Source organism: Anaerococcus sp. Marseille-P9784 (genome assembly GCF_902500265.1).
GTDB lineage: Bacteria > Bacillota > Clostridia > Tissierellales > Peptoniphilaceae > Anaerococcus.
The window spans coordinates 161,958-181,582 of sequence record NZ_CABVOZ010000003.1; the positions used below are offsets into that span (position 1 = coordinate 161,958).

The 19,625-nt window shown below is 28.0% G+C and carries 22 protein-coding genes; 20 read left to right on the forward strand and 2 right to left on the reverse strand.

All coding sequences use genetic code 11. From position 1 onward, the window contains the following. Positions 1–8 precede the first annotated feature (8 nt). From yhbY to GAN53_RS07480, 14 genes are read left to right on the forward strand one after another with little or no spacing between them, the layout of a single operon-like run. Complete coding sequence (gene yhbY / locus GAN53_RS07415) at positions 9–293, forward strand: ribosome assembly RNA-binding protein YhbY (protein WP_151410473.1); 285 nt, start codon at positions 9–11, stop codon at positions 291–293. Between the two features lie 12 nt (positions 294–305). Continuing rightward, positions 306–896, forward strand: a complete 591-nt coding sequence (gene nadD / locus GAN53_RS07420) for a nicotinate (nicotinamide) nucleotide adenylyltransferase (RefSeq protein WP_151410474.1) — start codon at positions 306–308, stop codon at positions 894–896. Next, positions 889–1,443: a bis(5'-nucleosyl)-tetraphosphatase (symmetrical) YqeK gene (gene yqeK / locus GAN53_RS07425; RefSeq protein ID WP_151410475.1), complete on the forward strand. Its 555-nt coding sequence runs from the start codon at positions 889–891 to the stop codon at positions 1,441–1,443. Before nadD ends, yqeK begins: the two co-directional genes overlap by 8 nt. Continuing rightward, positions 1,436–1,744 carry a ribosome silencing factor gene (gene rsfS / locus GAN53_RS07430; protein WP_151410476.1) on the forward strand — a complete coding sequence of 103 codons (309 nt, stop codon included), beginning with the start codon at positions 1,436–1,438 and terminating at the stop codon, positions 1,742–1,744. Before yqeK ends, rsfS begins: the two co-directional genes overlap by 8 nt. Before the next feature lie 28 nt (positions 1,745–1,772). After that, positions 1,773–2,405, forward strand: coding sequence for a helix-hairpin-helix domain-containing protein (locus GAN53_RS07435; protein WP_151410477.1), 633 nt, complete (start codon positions 1,773–1,775; stop codon positions 2,403–2,405). A gap of 10 nt (positions 2,406–2,415) precedes the next feature. Next, on the forward strand, positions 2,416–2,808 hold the full coding sequence (locus tag GAN53_RS07440; protein ID WP_151410478.1) for an RrF2 family transcriptional regulator: 393 nt from the start codon (positions 2,416–2,418) through the stop codon (positions 2,806–2,808). 18 nt (positions 2,809–2,826) lie between these two features. Continuing rightward, complete coding sequence (alaS, locus tag GAN53_RS07445; RefSeq protein WP_151410479.1) at positions 2,827–5,442, forward strand: alanine--tRNA ligase; 2,616 nt, start codon at positions 2,827–2,829, stop codon at positions 5,440–5,442. A gap of 13 nt (positions 5,443–5,455) precedes the next feature. After that, complete coding sequence (locus tag GAN53_RS07450; protein ID WP_151410480.1) at positions 5,456–5,716, forward strand: IreB family regulatory phosphoprotein; 261 nt, start codon at positions 5,456–5,458, stop codon at positions 5,714–5,716. Then, positions 5,709–6,128, forward strand: a complete 420-nt coding sequence (gene ruvX, locus GAN53_RS07455; protein WP_151410481.1) for a Holliday junction resolvase RuvX — start codon at positions 5,709–5,711, stop codon at positions 6,126–6,128. Before GAN53_RS07450 ends, ruvX begins: the two co-directional genes overlap by 8 nt. Then, entirely contained in the window at positions 6,121–6,363 is a 243-nt protein-coding gene (locus tag GAN53_RS07460; RefSeq protein ID WP_151410482.1) for a DUF1292 domain-containing protein, read from the forward strand. Before ruvX ends, GAN53_RS07460 begins: the two co-directional genes overlap by 8 nt. Beyond that, complete coding sequence (locus GAN53_RS07465; protein ID WP_151410483.1) at positions 6,353–6,802, forward strand: Fur family transcriptional regulator; 450 nt, start codon at positions 6,353–6,355, stop codon at positions 6,800–6,802. Before GAN53_RS07460 ends, GAN53_RS07465 begins: the two co-directional genes overlap by 11 nt. After that, positions 6,792–8,471, forward strand: a complete 1,680-nt coding sequence (locus GAN53_RS07470; RefSeq protein WP_151410484.1) for a ribonuclease J — start codon at positions 6,792–6,794, stop codon at positions 8,469–8,471. Before GAN53_RS07465 ends, GAN53_RS07470 begins: the two co-directional genes overlap by 11 nt. Then, positions 8,458–9,087, forward strand: coding sequence for an O-methyltransferase (locus GAN53_RS07475; RefSeq protein ID WP_151410485.1), 630 nt, complete (start codon positions 8,458–8,460; stop codon positions 9,085–9,087). Before GAN53_RS07470 ends, GAN53_RS07475 begins: the two co-directional genes overlap by 14 nt. Next, complete coding sequence (locus GAN53_RS07480; RefSeq protein ID WP_151410486.1) at positions 9,087–10,331, forward strand: peptidase U32 family protein; 1,245 nt, start codon at positions 9,087–9,089, stop codon at positions 10,329–10,331. The genes GAN53_RS07475 and GAN53_RS07480 overlap by 1 nt, the downstream gene beginning before the upstream one ends. A gap of 101 nt (positions 10,332–10,432) precedes the next feature. Here GAN53_RS07480 and GAN53_RS07485 read toward each other — a convergent pair whose 3' ends face one another. Next, positions 10,433–10,693, reverse strand: coding sequence for an elastin-binding protein EbpS (locus tag GAN53_RS07485; protein ID WP_151410487.1), 261 nt, complete (start codon positions 10,691–10,693; stop codon positions 10,433–10,435). A 185-nt stretch (positions 10,694–10,878) separates the two neighbouring features. Between GAN53_RS07485 and dut the strand changes: the two genes are divergently transcribed. From dut to GAN53_RS07515, 6 genes are read left to right on the forward strand one after another with little or no spacing between them, the layout of a single operon-like run. Next, on the forward strand, positions 10,879–11,310 hold the full coding sequence (gene dut / locus GAN53_RS07490) for a dUTP diphosphatase (protein WP_151410488.1): 432 nt from the start codon (positions 10,879–10,881) through the stop codon (positions 11,308–11,310). Beyond that, the gene (locus GAN53_RS07495) at positions 11,310–11,846 is read left to right on the forward strand and encodes a hypothetical protein (protein ID WP_151410489.1); all 537 of its coding nucleotides are present in this window, start codon (positions 11,310–11,312) and stop codon (positions 11,844–11,846) included. The genes dut and GAN53_RS07495 overlap by 1 nt, the downstream gene beginning before the upstream one ends. A 49-nt stretch (positions 11,847–11,895) precedes the next feature. Continuing rightward, complete coding sequence (mutS, locus tag GAN53_RS07500) at positions 11,896–14,502, forward strand: DNA mismatch repair protein MutS (RefSeq protein WP_151410490.1); 2,607 nt, start codon at positions 11,896–11,898, stop codon at positions 14,500–14,502. Beyond that, complete coding sequence (mutL, locus tag GAN53_RS07505; protein ID WP_192574102.1) at positions 14,502–16,295, forward strand: DNA mismatch repair endonuclease MutL; 1,794 nt, start codon at positions 14,502–14,504, stop codon at positions 16,293–16,295. The genes mutS and mutL overlap by 1 nt, the downstream gene beginning before the upstream one ends. Beyond that, positions 16,285–17,232 (forward strand): tRNA (adenosine(37)-N6)-dimethylallyltransferase MiaA, encoded by a 948-nt coding sequence (gene miaA, locus GAN53_RS07510; RefSeq protein WP_151410492.1) that lies wholly within the window; start codon positions 16,285–16,287, stop codon positions 17,230–17,232. Before mutL ends, miaA begins: the two co-directional genes overlap by 11 nt. Continuing rightward, positions 17,222–18,499 carry an aminotransferase class I/II-fold pyridoxal phosphate-dependent enzyme gene (locus GAN53_RS07515; RefSeq protein ID WP_151410493.1) on the forward strand — a complete coding sequence of 426 codons (1,278 nt, stop codon included), beginning with the start codon at positions 17,222–17,224 and terminating at the stop codon, positions 18,497–18,499. Before miaA ends, GAN53_RS07515 begins: the two co-directional genes overlap by 11 nt. Positions 18,500–18,511: 12 nt before the next feature. Here the strand turns inward: GAN53_RS07515 and GAN53_RS07520 are convergent, their stop codons facing one another. Beyond that, a complete protein-coding gene (locus GAN53_RS07520) occupies positions 18,512–19,525 on the reverse strand; it encodes a tyrosine recombinase XerC (protein WP_225791848.1) in 1,014 nt (337 codons plus the stop codon). Between the last annotated feature and the right edge of the window lie 100 nt (positions 19,526–19,625).

Sequence of the window (19,625 nt, forward strand, 5' to 3'; positions counted from 1 at the left end):
GAGGAAATATGATAAACGCTAAAGAAAGAGCAAAGCTTAAATCTTTAAGTCACGATTTCAAACCGGTAATAAATATAGGGAAGAATTCTATTACCGATGAAGTAATTAGGGCAATAGATGAAGCTCTTAGTTCTCGTGAATTAATAAAGATTAAAATACTAAATAATAATTTAGACGATCAAGATGAAATACTTGAAAATATTTTAACTAGTCTAAATGCAGATTTTGTAAATCACTTAGGAAGTATAATAACAATATATAGAAAAAGTGATGATAATAAATTCGAATTATAATTTGGAATAACTATGAAAATTGGACTTTTTGGTGGAACTTTTGACCCAATTCACCTAGGACATTTGATAGTTATGGAAAATGTTCTAAATATTATGAATTTAGATAAAATTATTATTTTGCCAAGTTCAAATCCTCCACATAAGCAAGGTAAAGATAAAACTGATGTGAAGCTAAGAGTTGATATGGTAAAAAAAGCTATAGAAAATAATAATAGAATAATACTTTCCACTTTTGAGGCAAATAGTAACGAAGTGATTTATAGCTATCAGACTATAAATTACTTCAAAGGAAAATATCCTACTGACGAATTTTATTATGTAATGGGCGAAGATTCTTTTATGAATATAGAAAGTTGGAAAAATTATAAGGATTTATTAAAAGAAAATCTAATAGTTTTTGCAAGATCAAGTATCGATTCGCAAAGTAGTCTAGTAAAAAAAGTTAAGGAAACTAATAAAGAAAATATACATCTAATCAATAATCTAAATATAAATATATCATCAACTTTAATTAGAAATTTACTTAGAAATGGAAAGAGTATTAGATATTTAGTTACAGACGATGTTTATGACTTTATAATGGAGAATAGACTTTATGTATGATATTAAAAAACGGGAAAATAATTTAATAGCAGATATTGGGATTAAAAGATTTGAACACTCAAAAAGAGTTATGGAAGTCGCTATTAAATTAAATAAAGATATTGATGAAGATTTGGTAAGAACTGCTGCGATTTTACACGATTGTGCCAAATATAATGAAAAGAAGTATTTAAAACTTTATGGAGATAAAATTAATGAATCAGATTTAGAATTTAAAAATGTAATTCATTCATTTCTTGGAGCAGAAGTTGCCAAAAAAGTGTATAATATAAATAATGAATATATATTGGATGCAATAAGATTTCATACTACCGGAAGAGCTAATATGACAAAGCTTGATAAAATTATTTACCTTGCAGATGCCATAGAAAGTAAAAGAAATTATCCAGGAGTAGATCAGATAAGAAAACTTGCTGAAAATGATATGGATAAGGCAATTTTATATAGTCTAAGTCGCAATATTACTTATTTGGTGGAAAAATCTTTTCTTATTCATCCATTAACTATAGAAGCATATAATTATTTAATTAGGGAGCATAATGAATAAATTAGAGATAATATTAAAAGTTTTAGAGGATAGATTAGCAGAAGATATAAATGTAATCAATCTTAAAAATTCTTCAATTGCAGATACAATTGTAATTGCTACAGGTACTTCAGTTATACAAACTAGAGCTCTGGCTGATTACATCGAAGAAGAATTAATCAAGAATGGTTTTTCTTTAATTTCTAAAGAAGGATTTAGAGAAGGCGAATGGATATTGATAGACGCTAATGATATTATTGTTCATATTTTCACAAGAAAGCAAAGAGAATTTTATGGCATAGATAATTTGTTGAGTGAATAATCTTCGCCAATAATTTCTGGGTGTAAAAATGGAAGATAAAATTAAAGATAAGCTTATAATTGGACTTATAATAGCTTTAGTGGCTTTATTAGCAAATAATTTTATAGATCAAAAAGAAGATGATTTTTCTAACTCAAAAATATCTTTGTTTAGCTCAGATGATGAATTCGAAGAAACAGAAGAAACAAAAGAAGATTCTAATCAAACACAAGCTAGTGAAACAATCAAAGTACATATAGCTGGAGAGATTAACAAAGAAGGAGTCTATGAAGTAAATAATGGCGATAGATTAGATGATTTGGTCAAAAGAGCTGGTGGTTTAACTAAAGATGCTAATAGCAAAAAAATAAATTTAGCTATGAAATTAGAAGATCAGATGAAAATTTACATACCTAGCATCTATGATTTTGAAGATGAAACATCAAGTACAAATGATAATCTATTGATATCTGATAAACCATCTACTGAAATAGAGAAAATAAACATCAACAAAGCAAGTAAAGAAGAACTTATGACATTACCTAATATTGGCGAAAAACGTGCTAATGCTATTATAGAATATAGAGAAAATTCTCCTTTTGAAAAAATAGAAGACATTAAAAATGTAACTGGCATAGGAGAAAAATTTTATCAATCATTAAAAGATTTGATAACTGTATAGGTGTGGTATTATGAAATTATCAACTAGAAGCAGGTATGGTTTAAGAGCCATCTGTTATATGGCAGAAAATGAAGATAGAGGCTACATACCAGTATCAGAAATTTCTGAACAACTATCTTTATCAGAAAATTACTTGGAACAACTAATTAGAATACTAAGAAAAGAAAAAATTGTAAAATCTATCCGAGGACCAAAAGGCGGTTATAAACTCATTAAAAATCCATCAGAAATAACAGTCGGTGAAGTTTTAAGAGTTTTGGAGGGAGATTTTAGTATTAGTGGTTGCTTTGAAAATAAAGATCACTGTGATAACAAATGCAACGCTTTTTTTGCATTTAATAAAATAGATGAAGCTATAAATAATACTATAGATTCTTTAACTATAGATGAAATTGTAAATTAATAAAACTTAGGAGAATAAATGAAAAATTTAGGAGTAAACGAGTTAAGAAAATTATATATTGACTTTTTTGGCAATGAGAAAAATCACACAATTTTAAAATCATTTCCATTAATACCAAAAAACGATGAGTCTTTACTTTTGATAAATGCTGGAATGGCTCCTCTTAAAAAATATTTTACTGGTGAAGAAAAAATGAAAAATAATAGAGCTACTTCTTCACAAAGATGTGTGCGAACTGGTGATATTGAAAGAGTAGGCAAGACTGAACGTCACGGAACATATTTTGAAATGCTTGGAAATTTTTCTTTTGGAGATTATTTCAAAAAAGAAGCTATTTCTTGGGCATATGAATTTCTAACCCAAAAATTAGAAATTTCTAAAGATGAACTTTGGGTTACCGTTTATAAAGATGACCAAGAAGCCTTCGATATTTGGAAAAATGATATTGGAATGCCAGAAGAAAGAATCCTAAAACAAGGTAAGGAAGATAATTTCTGGGAATTAGAAGTTGGTCCTTGTGGACCATGCTCTGAAATCTTTGTAGATAGAGGAGAAAAAAGAGCTGTTGATAGTAATGACAATAAGCCTGGTAATGATAATTCAGATAGGTTTTTGGAAGTTTGGAATCTCGTTTTTACTCAGTTTAATAAAGATAGTCAAGGAAATTATACGCCACTTGCTCATCCAAATATTGATACTGGTATGGGTCTTGAAAGAATTGCTATGATAGTTCAAAATAAAGATAATATTTTTGAAGTTGATATAGCTCAAGACATTATTTCAGAAATAGAAAAAATTTCTAATAAAAAATATAAAGAAAATCCAAAGGATGATGTTTCTATTAGAGTTATAACAGATCATGCCAAGGCAATGACATTTCTTATTTCCGATGGTGTTTTACCATCTAATGAAAAACGTGGTTATGTACTTAGAAGACTTATAAGAAGAGCCTATAGACACGGAAAATTATTAGGCATTCAAGGTGAGTTTTTATCAAAAATCATAGATAAGGTTATTGATTCTTATAAAGTAGAATATGAAGAGTTAGTCACAAATAGAGAAAATATTCTAAATGTAGTTATCGAAGAAGAAGAAAGATTCCAAAAAACTATAGAACAAGGACTTGAAAGACTTAACTCTTTAATCGATGAAATTAGAGAGAAAAAATCTAAAATTTTAGATGGAGCAGAAGCTTTCAAACTTTATGATACTTATGGATTTCCAATAGATCTTACAAAAGAGATTTTAAACGAATCTAATTATGATGTTGACATAAAAACTTTTGATCAAGAAATGGAAAAACAAAGAGAAACAGCTAGAAATGCTAGAAAAAAAGACGCTGGTTGGTCATTAGATAATATAGCAACTGATGGAATTAAAATAACTGAATTTGTTGGTTATGATAATTTCACAACAAAAGCTAAAATTTTAAATTTATTTGATAAAAATAGTGGATTGACATCGCTAAAAGAAGGACAAGAAGGTATAGTAGTAAGTGATAAGACTTCATTTTATGCTGAAGGTGGCGGCGAAGTAGCAGATACTGGTTTTATTTTAGGAGAAAATACAAAAGTTCGTGTAGATGATGTTCAAAAGAAAAATGATATTTATTTTCATTATGTAGAAGTTTTAGAAGGAACATTAGAAACAGAAAAAGAGTATTTATTCCAAATAGATAAAAACAGACGTTTAGCTATAACACGCAATCACTCAGCAACACATCTTTTAGACCAGGCTCTTAAAGATATTTTAGGTAACGAAGTAAAACAAGCAGGTTCTTTAGTTGATGAGGATAAATTAAGATTTGACTTTACCTATAACCAATCTTTAACTAAAGAAGAAAAAAAGCAAATAGAAGATATTATTAATGATAAAATCTGCCAACAATTACCAGTAAGTAAGGAAATTGTTCCATTTAAAAAATCTCAAGAGATGGGAGCAATTGGATTATTTGAAGATAAGTATAAAGATGAAGTAAGAGTTGTTTCTATTGGAGATTACTCAAAAGAATTGTGTGGTGGTTGTCATGTTGATAATTCATCAAATATTTTAATGTTTAAAATAGTAAGTGAATCATCAGTATCAGCTGGAGTTAGAAGAATTGAAGCAATTACTGGAAATAAAGTTTACAAATTGCTCCAAGAAAAAATTTCCAAAATCGATGAGATAGCAAATTTAATTTCTTCTAGACCAGATTTCATAGAACAAAAAATAGAATCTTTAAAATCAGAAATTAATAATCAAAAAGATGAGATAAAAAAATTAAAATCAACATCAACCAAAGATGTTTTTGAAAGTTTAAAATCAAATGTGATCAAAAAAGATGATCTAAATCTTTTGATATATAAATTTGATGATGCTAGTATTGATGAAATGCGTGATTACGAAAATAGATTAAAACAAATATTTGATAGATTAATTATTGTATTTGTTAGTGTTTTAGACGGAAAAATAGTATTTACTGTCTCAGTTGATCAAGAACTAACCGAAAAATATAATGCAGGAAAAATTGTAAAGGAAATAAGTCAAGTAACAGGTGGCAACGGTGGAGGAAGAAAAAACTTCGCCCAAGCAGGAGGTAAAGATATTTCAAAGGTTGATCTTGCTTTAGAAAAGGCTCGTCAATTAATATAAAGGGAGTTATAAAATGACTGATAATAATAACTTAAATGAAACTATTGCATTTAAACCTGATAGAGATAAGAAAAAAGATATTAGAGATATTTTAAATACTGTATATTCTGCTCTTGAAGAAAAGGGATATAAACCAACTGGTCAAATAGTCGGTTATCTATTATCTGGGGACCCGACATATATAACTGCTCATAATGGTGCTAGAAAACTAATTAGAGCCGTTGATCGTGATGAAATAATTGAAGAATTATTAAATAGCTATATCAATGACTAGAATTATGGGCCTGGATATAGGAGATAAAACAATAGGGGTTGCATTAAGCGACCCTATGTTTTTGATAGCTAATCCATTAGAAACAATAAAAAGAAAAAAAGCAAGTTTAGATATCGAAAAGTTACTAAAAATCATTGAAGACAATCAAGTAAATCTAATTGTTGTAGGTTTACCTAAAAATATGAATAATTCTATTGGTCCACAATCTATGAAAGTTATGAGCTTTGTAGACTTATTAAGAAAACAAACCGATAAAGAAATTGTTTATGAAGATGAAAGAATGACAACATTACAGTCGGAGAGAGTTCTTATAGACATGGATGTAAGACGTGAAAATAGAAAAAAATATATTGATAAAATTGCTGCAACTTTTATTTTACAAACCTATTTAGATAGGAGAAACAATGGATAATATCATTTTATACGATGAAGATAATAATGAAGTTAAATTTAATATAATAGATACTTTCGGAGTTGATGATAAAAATTATTGTGCATTACAAAAAGATAATGATGATATGATTCTTATCTTAGAAGTAATAAATAATGACAAAGAAGTTTTATTTAAGAGTATTGACGATCAAAAAGAATTAGATGAAATTATTGAACTCTATGAACAAATGAGAGATGAATCAAATGGAAAGTAAAGATATAAAAAAAATATTTGAAAAAAATAATCAAAAATATACTAAACAGAGAGAAATAATATTTTTAGCCTTAAAAAAGAGTTCTCCTAAGCATGTTACACCAGAAGAACTTTTTTCTATAGTGCGCCAAAAAAACAAACAAGTTGGAATAGCAACTATATATAGAACACTAAATATATTTGAGGAATTAGGAATTGTAAATAAACAAGAATTTACTGATAATGCTTATACTTACGAATTGATCGATTCTTCAAATTCTCATCATGATCATATCATTTGCACAAATTGTGGAAAAATCATAGAAGATGAATGTATATCAACAAATCAGTTGGAAAAAGAATTGAAAGAAAGATATGACTTCGATTTAAATTATTATTCACTAAGGATCTATGGTACTTGCTCCGACTGTCAAAAATTAAGGAGTACAAATGACAAATGAAAAAAAATTAAAATTGATACCAATTGGAGGCATGCAAGAAATTGGTAAAAACTGTGCAGTAGTAGAATATGGTAATGATATGGTAATGATAGATTGCGGTCTAACATTTCCTGACCAAGATATGCTTGGAGTTGATATAGTAATACCAGATTTTACTTATGTAGAAGAAAATAAGGATAAATTAAGAGGAATTTTCGTAACTCATGGTCACGAAGATCATATTGGTGCAATTCCATATTTTTTGAAAAATGTAGACACCAATGTTTATTGTTCCAAATTAACTAAGGGATTGTTAGAAAGTAAGTTTAAAGAACATGGCTTAAATCCTAATAGAATTAAAATGGTTAATGTAAATAATAAGGTCAAAGTTGGAGATATGAGTCTTGAATTTATTAGAGTTAGCCACTCAATACCTGACTCATGTGCAATTGCCCTAAAATCACCTGTAGGTACTATACTATTTACTGGAGATTTTAAGATGGACTTTACACCAATTGATGGCGATCCAACGGATATCCAAAGAATTGCAGAGCTTGGTAGAAAAGGCTTGTTAGCTCTTTATGCGGATAGTACAAACGTTGAAAGACCTGGTTTTTCTATAAGTGAAAAAGAGGTTGGAGATACATTTATTAGAATATTTGGACAAGTATCTGGTCGTATAATTGTAGCTACTTTTGCTAGTAACCTTCATAGGGTACAACAAGTTATCTATGCAGCAGAAAAATATAATAGGAAAGTGGCACTTTCTGGTAGAAGTATGATTAACAACGTAAAGATTGCTAGTGATTTGGGTTATTTAAAAATTAATAGCAATACTTTGATTGATATGAAAAATATCAAAAAATATTCTGATGATCAAGTTGTTGTTCTTTCTACTGGAACACAAGGGGAGCCTTTATCAGCATTAACTAGAATGGCAAATGGTGAGCATAAGCAAATCCATCTAAATGAAACAGATACTGTAATTTTATCCTCATCAGCTATTCCTGGAAATGAAATTTCTATTAACAATACAATAAACAAACTAACCAGAATAGGTGTAAATATAATATACGCTTCACTTGCCAAAGTTCATGCTTCAGGACACGCTTGTCAAGAAGAAATTAAGCTTATGTATCAATTAACAACACCAAAATACCTCATTCCTGCCCATGGGGAGGCGAGACAATTGCAAACTCATGAAAAAATTGCTGAAGATATGGGCATGGAAAAAAAGAATATTTTCTCCCTAGATAATGGAGATATATTAGAATTTACAAAAAAATCTGCTAAAATTTCAGGCAAAGTTCAAGCAGGTAAAGTTTTAATTGACGGTTCTGGTATTGGCGATGTTGGTAATATAGTTCTAAAGGATAGAAAACATTTATCTGAAGATGGATTGATGGTTGTTTCAATAACTTTTGATAGAAATACTCAAACTTTATTGGCAGGCCCTGAAATAGTATCACGTGGTTTTGTTTATGTTAAAGAAAATCAGGATATTATTGAAAATTCTAAGGAAGTTGTTCTAAGATCCATAGAAAAATGCCAAAAAGAAGAGATAAGAGCTTTAAGTCAAATTAAATATCAGATTAGAGAAGATTTAAAATCTTACCTTTATAACGAATTAGGTAGAGATCCTATGCTTCTTCCTATTATTTCTGAAGTAGATAATAATGAAATATATTAATTACCCTCATACTTCAGATTATCTAAAAAATATTATTGAAGATATTGATTTTTTGGAATTAAGAGCTTATGCCGAAAAACACAATGTTCCAATTATGAATATTGAAACAAAAGAGTTTATTAAAACAATATTAGAAATAAATAAGCCAAAAACTATTCTAGAAATTGGTAGCGCAATAGGCTATTCTTCCTTAGTGTTTTATAAATATACTAAGGCAAATATTACAACAATAGAAATTGATGAAAAAACTTCTGATATTGCAAAAAATAATTTCAAAAAATACAACGCACCAATTAATTTAATAAATGATGATGCAATTAAAGCCTTGAGTAATATTAATCAAGGCTTTGATTTTGTTTTTATTGATGCAAACAAAGCACATTATATAGATTATTTTAAGATTTCTGCGAAGTTATTAAATAAGAATGGAATAATAATTGCCGATAATGTTTTATTTAGAGGTATGGTTTTAAATGATGATTTAGTTGATAAAAGAATGATAACTATAGTAAAAAGGCTAAGAAACTATTTGGCTTATGTTGTCGATAGAGATGATTTTAAAAGCACAATCATACCTATTGGCGATGGACTAACTTTAAGTGTTAAGGAGAATTAATGCAAGAAAAAAAAGTAGAATTGCTTGCTCCAGCTGGAGATATGGAGAGACTTCAAGCTGCAGTAAAATTTGGAGCTAATGCTGTTTTTATGGCAGGAGATAGCTTTGGACTTAGAGCTAATGCAAAGAATTTCGATAGAGAATCTATGAAAGAGGCTGTAAAATACGCCCATGAAAATAATGTTAGAGTTCATATAACTATGAATATTTTACCCCACGATGAAGATTTGGATGGAATAGAAGATTATTTAAAATTTTTGCAAGAGATAGGAGTTGATGCTCTTATCATATCTGATCCAGGTATATTTTCTTTAGCAAAAGAACTAACAAATATTGATATCCATGTAAGCACTCAAGCCTCAGTTACAAATACTGCCACAGTTAATTTTTGGTATAAGATGGGCGCAAAAAGAGTTATTCTTGCTAGAGAATTATCTTTGGATGAAATAATAGAAATCAGGAAAAATACTCCAAAAGATCTAGAAATTGAAGTCTTTATTCATGGAGCTATGTGTATTTCTTATTCAGGAAGATGCTTACTAAGTAATTATATGACAGGACGTGATGCAAATAGGGGAGATTGTGCCCAAGCTTGTAGGTGGAAATACAGCATACAAGAAGAAACTAGACCTGGCGAATATTATCCAATAGAAGAAGATGGATCTGGAACTTTTATTATGAATTCTAAGGATCTTTGTCTAATTGATGAGATTGATAAGCTTATAGAAGCAGGGATAGATAGTTTTAAAATTGAAGGAAGAATGAAAACAGCTTTTTATGTAGCAACCGTTGTAAGATCTTATAGACAAGCTATAGATGCATATTATGAGGGAAATTACAATAAAGAAATTATAGATAAATATTTTAAAGAACTACAAAAAGCTAGTCACAGACATTATACTAAAGGCTTTTTCCATAAAAAGCCAGATGGCAACGATCAAATTTACGAAAATTCTTCTTATATTAGAAATTATGATTTTATAGGTACGGTTTTAGATTACGATAAAAATAGTAAAATAGCAACAATAGAGCAAAGAAATAGATTTTTTCTAGATGAAGAAATTGAAATTTTTGGAAATTCTAAAGATTTTTACAAATTTAAAATCGATAATATGAAAAATACCAAAGGTGAAAATATAGAAGTAGCAAACAAACCAAAAGAAAAAATTCTGATATCTATTGATTTACCTCTTGAAAAAGGAGATATGTTAAGAAGAGAAATCCTAGAAGATGATAATATCTAAATAGCAAATAAAAGGATGCCAAAATATTGTATTTTAGTAAAAACAATACAATATTTTGGCATCTTAATACTTATATATTTATGTAAAGTATGGTTTATATATTAGTCCATAGAAGGATTTTCTGATAAATCATCATCTCTTGTTCTTCTAGCTTCAACACCGACATTAGAGATTTGATCAGCTTCATCAACTTCGGTTTTAAGCTCTTCTTGATCAGGACTTAATTTTTTATCAATATCCTCTCCACCTTTGGTCGCTTCTGATTGACGAGTTTTTTTGTCAAGTTCCTCATTTCCAGCAAATTGGCTAGATTCTTTTATTTCTCCACTGGTAGGATCTAGTAATTTATCGTTTTTACTCATAGCAATTCCTCCTTCGATATATTTATTTTACTATATATACTATTATATAACAGTTAAATTTCTTTAGCAATTATTTTAAAATTAAGAAATGATATACGAAATTTATTGTTAGTAAAATATATAAAATACTAAAATTTTGTAATTATAGTAAAAAATTGGTATATTAAGCATATGAAGGTGATAAAATGACAAAAAAATTAAAAGTAATCTCAGAATTTAAAAATTTAGGATATCAGACATCAGGTGCAGCAGGAATTGACCTACCATGCTTGACTGATAAAGATATAATAATTAATCCTGCTAGTGTAAAAAAAATTAACACGGGTGTTAAAGTTCAAATTCCAGATGGATTTTTTGGAGCAGTTTATCCAAGATCTTCAACCGGAGTAAAAAAATCTTTGATGTTAGCAAATACCGTTGGTGTAATAGATTCTGATTATAGAGGTGAAATAGTTATATTCTTGTATAATTACGGTCAAGATAAGCAAATAATAAAAAATGGAGACAGGTTAGCACAATTAATTATACAACCATATCAAAGATGTGATATTGAATTTGTTGAGGAGCTTTCTCAATCAGTTCGTGGTGAAGATGGATTTGGATCAACTGGACAATAATGATTAGAAAAAAAATTAATAAGAGAATTAAGAAAAATAAATATAGAATAGCGCTAGTTATGGCCTTTATTGTAACAATACTAATTGTAAGCCTAATTTTTTTTAAAGTTTCTAAAGAAAAAGAAATAGCAAAATATGACAGTGAAATTATAATTTTTAAAGGGAATGGAGATCAATTAGAAGCTATTACTTTAAAAGAACTTAGAGAAATTGGTTGTGAAGTTAAGAATGTTTCTACAAATAAAGGATTAGAAAAAACTTCAATCGAAGGAGTTTCTCTTGAGAAAATAATAGGGAAACTTGATTATAATTTCAAAGATAGCTCTGTAATTGATGTTGAAGATGATGAGGGTAATGTTAAAAAAATTTCGATGTCGCAAGCTCTAGAACCTGATAGAGTTTATCTAGTTTACAAATTAGCTGATACTCCAGTATATGATGTTAATCCAAAATATGGAAAAATCATTTTAATTGATATAGCTTCTGATTCTTCATCATCTTGGATTAGAAATGTTAAAACGCTTGATATTAGATAATACTCACAATAAGTGAGTATTTTTACTGTGATTAGTTATGGAGGATGAAATGAAAGATAAATTCTCTTATGAGAAACTTTCTCCAATGTTAAAACATTACGTAGATGTTAAAAATAATTTAAAAGATGCTTTATTGCTCTATAGAGTGGGAGATTTTTTTGAATCTTTTTTTGATGATGCAATAATTATTAGCAAAAATTTAGGACTTACTCTTACTGGTAAAGATTGTGGTCATGAAAATAGAGCGCCTATGTGTGGAGTTCCTCACCATGTTATTGATAATTATGTTTCCAAACTTGTAAAAAAAGGTTATAAGGTTGCATTATGCGATCAAATTGAAGATCCTAAAGATGCAAAGGGCCTTGTAAAAAGAGCAGTTACAAGAGTTATTACTCCTGGAACCATAACTGATATGGATTCCTTGGAAAATACAGAAAATAACTATCTATTATCAATTTTTCAAAATGTTTATGGTCTTGGCATATCTTATTGTGATATTTCTACTGGTAAACTTGTTTGCTTTGAAATAAAAGGATCTACTAGTCTTATAGAAAAAAGAACAATTGATCAAATAGAAAAAATCAATCCTTCAGAATTAATAATTAACGAAAAATATGATCTAAATGAGCTAAAAAAATATCTTAATTATCAATCTAATATTTTTGTAAATTATATAGAAGATGATAAAGATTACGATAGCCGAAGTCAAAGTGTTTACTCATATTTAGGAGCTGAAAATTTTGAAAAAATAAAGAATTTAAGATTATCAATAATTTCCTTAGCCAACTTATTAGATTATATATATAAATTTTACGATGATAAGCTTAGTCACATAAACAATATTGAAATACTTGAAATAAATGATTATTTAGAACTAGAAGCAAATACCAGCAAAAATTTAGAATTACTTAGGAATTTAAATAATAATTCGAAATCTGATACTGTTATAGAAATTCTAGACAAATGCGACACTGTCATGGGCTCAAGACTTATCAAAGAATGGTTGGAGAGACCTCTTATAGATATAGAAAAAATAGACAAAAGACTAGATATAGTTGAATATTTTTCAGAAAATAGGATTGAATCTCAAAATATTTCAAATTACTTATCCAATATTTTTGATTTAGAGAGAATACTTGGAAAAATCTCTTATAAAAGAGCTAATGCTAGAGACTTTATTTCTCTAAAAAATTCCATAAAAGATATTCCTAAATTAAAATCTTATTTATTGAATTTAGATAATGAAGATATGAAAAATCTTGGAATTAATTTACCTGATATGGATAAGTTGTACGATTTATTAGAAGATTCAATAGTCGATGATCCTCCTATTTCAATAACAGAGGGAGGAATAATAAAAAAATATTATGATGATTCCTTAGATGATTTAGTAGAAAAATCAAATCATGCAATTAATGATTTAAAATCCTACGAAGAGTCCGAAAAGGAAAGGACTGGGATTAAAAACTACAAAATTGTTTATAACAAAAATAATGGATATTCTATAGAAATAACTAAAAGTAACTTAGATAAGGTACCAAATTCTTATATCAGAAAGCAAACTCTTAAAAATCAAGAAAGATATACTACAGAAAAACTAGAAGAATTAGCAAATCTAATAATTAATGGCAACGATAAAAAAAATGACTTAGAGTATAAAATTTTTAACGATATCAGAGATAAAATTCTTGGGGAAACTTTACATTTACAAGCTTTAGCTAAAATGATAGCAAATATTGATACTTTAAATACTTTGGCTAAGGTTGCCGTAGAAAATAATTACACAAGACCTATTTTAACTAATGATAATAAGATAATAATAAAAGATGGTCGACATCCAGTAATAGAAAAAAAATTAAAAGAAAATGAATTTATAGCAAATGATACCGATATCGGTGAAGATAATAACATTATTCAAATAATAACCGGCCCAAATATGGCTGGCAAATCTACTTACATGAGACAAATTGCAATAATAATAATTATGGCACAGATGGGTTCATTTGTACCTGCATCTTTTGCTAGTATTGGCATATGCGATAAATTATTTTCTAGAATTGGTGCTAGCGATAACATTTCAAAGGGCGAATCTACTTTTATGTTAGAAATGAATGAAGTTAGCAATATTTTGGAAAACGCTAGCGAACATTCATTTGTTATCTTAGATGAAGTTGGTAGAGGAACTTCATCTGATGATGGATTGAGTATTGCTATGGCTTTAGTAAATTATATTTCCAAAAAAAAGAAATTTAAAACTGTTTTTGCAACACATTTCCATGAACTAACTGAATTAGAAAATGAATTAGATAATGTTAAAAATTTAAAAATTGAGATTTTAAATGATAAGCAAAATTTGGTTTTTCTTAGAAAAATCTCTTATGGCAAGTCTGATAGATCTTATGGTATTGAAGTAGCTAAATTAAGTGGTTTACCTGATGAACTTATTGCCAATGCACGAATATTTATGGATAGAATCGATAACGAGGATTTTGAAGATAGTAAGGCTGACACAATAAAGCAAACTATAAAAACAATAGATGATGAAAATTATAAATATATTAAAGAATTAGCAAGTGAAATAAATGTTAATGATCTTACTCCTCTAGAAGCAATAAATAAATTAAATTTTTTAGTTGAAAGGATAAGTGAGCTATAATGCCGATTGTAAAATTAGACAAATATACAATTGATCAAATAGCGGCAGGGGAGGTGATAGAGTCACCTCTTTCTGTTGTAAAAGAGTTATTTGAAAATTCTATAGATGCTAAGGCAAAAAATATCACTGTAGAAATTAAAAACGGTGGAAAAACCTATATAAGAGTAACAGATGATGGAGTTGGCATTGAAAGTGATCAATTAAAATTAGCCTTTGAAAAACATACAACATCAAAAATAGTAGATTTTAAAGATTTATATAGCATTTATTCCTTAGGATTTAGAGGTGAGGCACTAGCTAGCATTGTTAGTGTAAGCGAAGTAAGTGCTATTTCAAAAACCAAAGAAGAAAAAATAGGTCAAAAAATTCTTTTAAATGGAAAAAATATAATTCAATCACCTATAGCTACTAATACTGGTACAAGTATCGAAGTTAGAGATATTTTTAAAAATTTACCAGTTAGGAAAAAATTCTTAAAGTCTGATCTTTCTGAAACAAATGCAATATCAAAGCTTATGTATTCTCTAGCCTTAGGTTATGATGATGTCTCTATAAAATATATCAAAGATGGTAGATTAGAATTTCAAACTCGTGCAAATGAAAATCTAGATTTAAGAATTACAAATTTATTAGATGATAAACTAAAGGATAATTTGATAAATATCAAAAATTCTAATACTATATATCAAATACATGGTTATATTTCAGATGCTAATTATTATAGAGGCACACGCGCCTTACAATATATCTTTGTAAATAAAAGACTTATTACTAGTAATTTTATAATAAATATGGTTGAAAATGAGTATAAAAGTCTAATACCTAATGGTAGGTATCCCGCTTTGTTTTTATATATTCAAACTAATCCAAAAAATATCGATATCAATGTTCATCCAAATAAAAGAGAAATAAAATTTGTATACGAAGATGAACTTTCTGATTTATTAGCAGAAACAATAACTAGTGCTTTAAAAATAAACGCAAATCCAGCAATTTTAAAGGCTCCAGAAATTAAAGATAATTCCTTATTGGATTTAAGCGATTATGAAAAATTGTTAGATAAATATAAATCTCTTTCAAAAGTAAGTGAAGATCAAGCATCTTATGAAAATGATGATTTTTTTGATGTCAATAAAAAATTAGAAAATAATAATCAGCCTATAAACACTATTGATGAAGAATTATTAGATAATAATAAGATAGAAGAAAATGTAAGTTTTATTGAAAAAAAATTAACTTATAGATATTTAACAAGCATATTTAATAGATATTCAATTTTTTTAGCAAGTGATAACAATGTTCTAATTCTAGATCATAGGAGAGCCGATGAAGCTTTAAAATACGATTATTTTTTAAAAAATTTTAACAAGGATAACATAGATAGTCAAATTTTATTAGATCCAATTATTGTGAATTTAAAAGCTAGTGATAGAATAAAATACAAAAATAAAAAGGATCTATTATTAAAATTAGGCTTTGAAATAGATGATTTTGCAAATGATACAATTATTATAAGATCTATTCCACAAATATTTGAAAGTCCAGAATCTGATCAATTTTTTTATGATCTTTTGGATATTGACATAGATAATAAGAAAGAAATTCTTTTTGATCAAATCAACAAGATAATTAAATCAAATTCCTTTAGAAAAGGTCATTCCATTGGCGCATTAGAAGCAAATGAACTACTTGATAAGCTATTTAGTCTAAAAAATCCATATAAAACTCAGCAAGGCAAAAAGACCATGCTAATTTTGACAAATGAAGAATTGGAGAAATATTTTGAAAAATAATTTAATTATTATTACAGGTCCTACAGCAAGTGGTAAAAGTGATATAGCTATAAATATTGCGAAAAATTTTAATGGAGAGATAATATCAGCGGATAGCCAGCAAATTTATAAATATATGGACATAGGAACAAACAAAGTTTTAGATTATGAAAATATTGCTCATCACATGATAAATATAATTAACCCTAATGATAACTTTTCTGTGGATGATTATTCTACAATAACAAGAAATTTAATAAGCGATATAAATAATTATGGTAAAATTCCTATTTTAGTTGGTGGAACTGGTTTTTATATAGATTCAATTTTATTTGACATGAATTTTGGAAATAGTCCAAGAAATGACGATATTCGCAATAAGCTAAATGAAATTGTAAATAAAAAAGGTAATGATTATTTATATAATCAGCTAAAAAAAATTGATCCGATTTCTGCAGAAAAATATCATCCTAATGAAACAAACAGAATAATTAGAGCCTTAGAAATATATGAAACAACAGGAGAAATTCCTTCTAAGGCAAGAAAAGGAAATAAAAAATTAAATGAAAATATCAATCCAATATTATTTTTTCTAAATTACAATGATAGAAGTAGACTTTACGAAAAAATTAACAATCGAGTAATTTCTATGATAGATGATGGATTGATTGAAGAATTTATAGACTTAGTTAAGATATATAAATTGAATACTTATAGTCAGTCTATGGCTGCAATAGGTTATAAAGAAATTTTTCCATATATTAGTGGGGATATTGGTATAGATCAATTAATAGATAATATACAAAAAAATACCAGACATTACGCAAAAAGACAAGTTACATGGATGAAAAGATACTTAGATTATAGTTTCTGCCACAAAATATTTATGGATAATATAAATAAAACAGATGCTGGCGACATAATTACCAGCATCATAAAGGATACTTATGAATTTTGATAGTATATATAATTTTTTTAATTTAGACAAATCTTTTGAAGAATTAATAAAAAGTAAAGAAAATGAACTAAAAGGCAACTTTGAAATCTTAGAAGAAATCTCTGAATTTAATCAATTAAAAGTTTTGAAGGCTTTTAATAAGAATAAACTTTCTACTCAAGATTTTATTTCAGCAACTGGCTATGGCTACGCTGATGTCGGAAGAGCAAAAGTTGAAGCAATTTTTGCTGATATTTTTAAAGCTGAAGATGCTCTTGTAAGGCCATCTATTGTCGCTGGAACGCACGCCTTGTCCTTAGTTTTATTTTCTCTATTAAATTACGGTGATAAGATGGTTGCCATAACTGATGACCCTTATGATACTATGCAACAAGTAATTGGAATTGTAGGAAATAAAAAAGGAAATTTATTATCAAAAGGAATAAAGTATAAAAAATTGGACTTGGATGATAATTTACTTATAGACTATAAAAATATTTCACAAGTTGTAGATAAAGATACCAAATTAGCCTTAATACAAAGATCAACTGGTTATACAGAACGTAGAGCTTTTACTATTGATGAAATTGAAAGAGCCATAATAGAAATAAAAAAAGCAAATCCAAAAACAATTGTATTTGTGGATAATTGCTATGGAGAATTTACCGAAGATAAGGAACCTATAGAAGTTGGTGCAGATATATTGGCGGGATCTTTAATAAAAAATCTTGGTGGGGGAATTGCAATTACAGGTGGTTATATTTGTGGGAAAAAAGATCTTATAGAATATTGCTCCAATACTCTTACCGCACCAGGAATTGGTAAAGACGAAGGTTTAAGCTTTGGAACAAGCAGATCAGTTTTGCAGGGCTTATATTTTGCTCCACACATAGTAAAGGAAGCTATCAAAGTAGGAATGCTATTTGCTAAAATATTTGATTCTTTTGGTTATGAAGTAATTCCAAAAATAAACGATCCTCAAAGTGATGTAGTTCAAGCAATAAAATTTAAAGACCCTAATAAGGTGATTACTTTTTGTAAATCTATCCAGGAAGCCTCAACCGTAGATTCATATTTGATACCAGAACCATTTCCTATGCCAGGTTACGAAGATCCAGTAATAATGGCTTCCGGTGGCTTTGTTGAAGGAGCAACTTCAGAATTATCAGCAGATGGACCATTAAGAAGCCCTTATATAGCATATTTACAAGGTGGCTTAAATTATTATCAAGGAATGCTCGCTCTAAAACTCGTTTTAAGCAATTTTAAAAAACAAGGATACATATAAGTACCCTTGTTTTTAAATCTCCAAATTTGATAAGGGATTTTTTTTAACTGCATTTTTCAAATCTTCATCATCTAAGTGTGTATATATTTGCGTAGTTGAAACATTAGCGTGTCCTAAGATATCTTTAAGAGCTCTAATATCGACGTTGCCATACTTATACATTAATGTAGCTGCTGTATGACGTAATTTATGAGTAGAATATATAGAAGTGTCAAAACCTGCTTTTCGTAAGTATTTTTCAATCGTTGCTTGAACAGTCCTGTTGCTGATTCTTTTTTTTCTGGTTGAAATAAATAAAGCATCAACATATTGGCCATCTAAATATTCATTTCTTATTTTTAAATATTGATGAATTAATACTAATGCGTTATCTGTCAAATATATAGTGCGTTCTTTATTTCCTTTCCCGATAATTTTAAAATGATCATCATAAATATCGCTAACATTAATACTTACAAGCTCTGAAAGCCTCATACCAGTTGTTAAAAATGTAAAAACGATGGCCATATCTCTATTTCTTAATAAAGTATTTTTTTCGGTATTTATTGCATCTAAAAGTCTTTCGGTTTCGTTTAGGGTAAGATAGACTGGTTGCCTTTGACTTATTTTAGGGTTTCTTAACTTCTCTGTGATATTTTTATCAATCACTTCAATCTCTTGATAAAGGTATTTATAGAAAGATTTCAATGCAGAAATTTTTCTCGATCTGGTAGTTGGATTATCATCTTTTTCATTATCCAAAAAAGAAAGATATGCGTAAAAATCAGTTATGTTTAAATTTTCAAGAAAAGATGGATTTATTATCTTGTTAATATCTTTATAATTGAAATTTTTCTCAAAATCTAATTCATCTCCAAAATAAACCTTTCTAATAATTTGAAATTTTAAAAATCCTTCAAGGTCATAAGAGTATTCTTTAATTGTTTTTTCCGATAAACCTCTAACTGATTTTAAAAAATTCAAGTAGTCTGTTAGTATAATTGCATTAGTCATATTTATAAAAACTCCGGTTTCTGATAATCTCATTATATATTTTACTTCTTATTTTGTATAATACAATTATTGCACAAAATAACTATTTTGTGCAATAATTTATTTTTGTCATATCTCTCATTTTCTATAATCT

What these genes read in the sequence shown, in the direction of transcription:
- GAN53_RS07440 (WP_151410478.1), top strand. Translation starts at nt 2,416, where the DNA reads ATGAAATTATCAACTAGAAGCAGGTATGGTTTAAGAGCCATCTGTTAT.
- GAN53_RS07475 (WP_151410485.1), top strand. Translation starts at nt 8,458, where the DNA reads ATGAAATATATTAATTACCCTCATACTTCAGATTATCTAAAAAATATT.
- alaS (WP_151410479.1), top strand. Translation starts at nt 2,827, where the DNA reads ATGAAAAATTTAGGAGTAAACGAGTTAAGAAAATTATATATTGACTTT.
- GAN53_RS07485 (WP_151410487.1), bottom strand. Translation starts at nt 10,693, where the DNA reads ATGAGTAAAAACGATAAATTACTAGATCCTACCAGTGGAGAAATAAAA.
- GAN53_RS07480 (WP_151410486.1), top strand. Translation starts at nt 9,087, where the DNA reads ATGCAAGAAAAAAAAGTAGAATTGCTTGCTCCAGCTGGAGATATGGAG.
- GAN53_RS07520 (WP_225791848.1), bottom strand. Translation starts at nt 19,525, where the DNA reads ATGAGATTATCAGAAACCGGAGTTTTTATAAATATGACTAATGCAATT.
- nadD (WP_151410474.1), top strand. Translation starts at nt 306, where the DNA reads ATGAAAATTGGACTTTTTGGTGGAACTTTTGACCCAATTCACCTAGGA.
- yqeK (WP_151410475.1), top strand. Translation starts at nt 889, where the DNA reads ATGTATGATATTAAAAAACGGGAAAATAATTTAATAGCAGATATTGGG.
- ruvX (WP_151410481.1), top strand. Translation starts at nt 5,709, where the DNA reads ATGACTAGAATTATGGGCCTGGATATAGGAGATAAAACAATAGGGGTT.
- mutL (WP_192574102.1), top strand. Translation starts at nt 14,502, where the DNA reads ATGCCGATTGTAAAATTAGACAAATATACAATTGATCAAATAGCGGCA.
- yhbY (WP_151410473.1), top strand. Translation starts at nt 9, where the DNA reads ATGATAAACGCTAAAGAAAGAGCAAAGCTTAAATCTTTAAGTCACGAT.
- GAN53_RS07515 (WP_151410493.1), top strand. Translation starts at nt 17,222, where the DNA reads ATGAATTTTGATAGTATATATAATTTTTTTAATTTAGACAAATCTTTT.
- rsfS (WP_151410476.1), top strand. Translation starts at nt 1,436, where the DNA reads ATGAATAAATTAGAGATAATATTAAAAGTTTTAGAGGATAGATTAGCA.
- GAN53_RS07465 (WP_151410483.1), top strand. Translation starts at nt 6,353, where the DNA reads ATGGAAAGTAAAGATATAAAAAAAATATTTGAAAAAAATAATCAAAAA.
- GAN53_RS07495 (WP_151410489.1), top strand. Translation starts at nt 11,310, where the DNA reads ATGATTAGAAAAAAAATTAATAAGAGAATTAAGAAAAATAAATATAGA.
- mutS (WP_151410490.1), top strand. Translation starts at nt 11,896, where the DNA reads ATGAAAGATAAATTCTCTTATGAGAAACTTTCTCCAATGTTAAAACAT.
- dut (WP_151410488.1), top strand. Translation starts at nt 10,879, where the DNA reads ATGACAAAAAAATTAAAAGTAATCTCAGAATTTAAAAATTTAGGATAT.
- GAN53_RS07435 (WP_151410477.1), top strand. Translation starts at nt 1,773, where the DNA reads ATGGAAGATAAAATTAAAGATAAGCTTATAATTGGACTTATAATAGCT.
- GAN53_RS07460 (WP_151410482.1), top strand. Translation starts at nt 6,121, where the DNA reads ATGGATAATATCATTTTATACGATGAAGATAATAATGAAGTTAAATTT.
- GAN53_RS07450 (WP_151410480.1), top strand. Translation starts at nt 5,456, where the DNA reads ATGACTGATAATAATAACTTAAATGAAACTATTGCATTTAAACCTGAT.
- GAN53_RS07470 (WP_151410484.1), top strand. Translation starts at nt 6,792, where the DNA reads ATGACAAATGAAAAAAAATTAAAATTGATACCAATTGGAGGCATGCAA.